The organism is Oleiphilus sp. HI0067 (assembly GCF_001635735.1).
This window is the reverse complement of the sequence record NZ_LWFI01000540.1, coordinates 1-961: the sequence shown is the minus strand read 5'-3', so window position 1 is coordinate 961 and position 961 is coordinate 1. Positions and strand designations below refer to the sequence as shown.

At 40.2% G+C, this 961-nt stretch carries 2 protein-coding genes; both read right to left on the bottom strand.

Annotated elements, in window-relative coordinates; all coding sequences use genetic code 11:
• Positions 1 to 226: 226 nt before the first annotated feature.
• A complete protein-coding gene (locus A3739_RS06310; protein WP_068476514.1) occupies positions 227 to 556 on the bottom strand; it encodes a multidrug efflux SMR transporter in 330 nt (109 codons plus the stop codon).
• A 64-nt stretch (positions 557 to 620) separates the two neighbouring features.
• The coding region (locus tag A3739_RS06305; RefSeq protein ID WP_231877022.1) for a hypothetical protein at positions 621 to 961 on the bottom strand (341 nt) is incomplete at its 5' end.

The window sequence follows — 961 nt, the reverse complement described above, 5'->3', positions numbered from 1 at the left end:
GGTTGCGTAAAATCAGTCGCGGCATCTAAAGCTTTATCGACAAAAGCGTCACCCATTACTTCACGCCTTACCGTAATCCCGCTTGTATATTTATCTTGTTCAGTACTCACAGTCTCTGTGCACTCCATAATTCCAATTTCATGTTTACCAATAACGCGCCGTTTTTTAATCAATATATGCACGCTATCTTGAGAATCTAGATGATCCCCGTTTTATGTTTTATTTCTCAATGCCCCACAGTACTCGAAAATACATTCATTACAACAATGCCGCTAATGATGAGAACAATACCCACTATCGCCGCAACATCGATCTTTTGATCAAAAATAATAAAGCCAACGATAGAGATCAAAACAATCCCTAAACCCGACCAGATTGCATAAGCCACCCCCATCGGAATAGATCTCAGCACTAACGACAAGCAATAAAACGCCACAGAAAATCCAAGCACCACAAGAACGCTCGGCCCAAGCTTGGCAAACCCTTCCGATGCTTTCAAAGCACTCGTACCAATTACTTCCGAAACAATTGCGATGAGCAAATACAGATAAGCCATTTATTTTCCTTTAAGACTACTTTTCTTGAGGGGAATTAGAACCATTCTATAAAAATCAATTCTTTTATTGTCTGATATCCACTAAATCAAAGGGACCATAATAATTGGATTGCAGCGTTTCAATAACGCGCTCTTCCAATATGACACGAGAAGCATTTTTGCTCTTGTGCGCCAACCAGTTTGTAGCTCTCGCCTCTTTCATACCGAATAAGATGCAAATATTTGGCAAATGACCATATTTGTAGTCGTCATTTGGCAAAGCCGAGGATGGGTTACCAAGCTTATCGCCTGCTTGCAATTTGATAGCAAAATGACTCAGAGCATCGTCACAATAAGATGGCTTAAAAGCATGAGCACTCGTTACTACGCTCATGATTATTAGAGTGAAGATTAATCTCATAGTGA

Excerpts from the sequence above, each read along its gene's own strand:
- A3739_RS06310 (WP_068476514.1), bottom strand. The coding sequence starts at position 556 with ATGGCTTATCTGTATTTGCTCATCGCAATTGTTTCGGAAGTAATTGGT.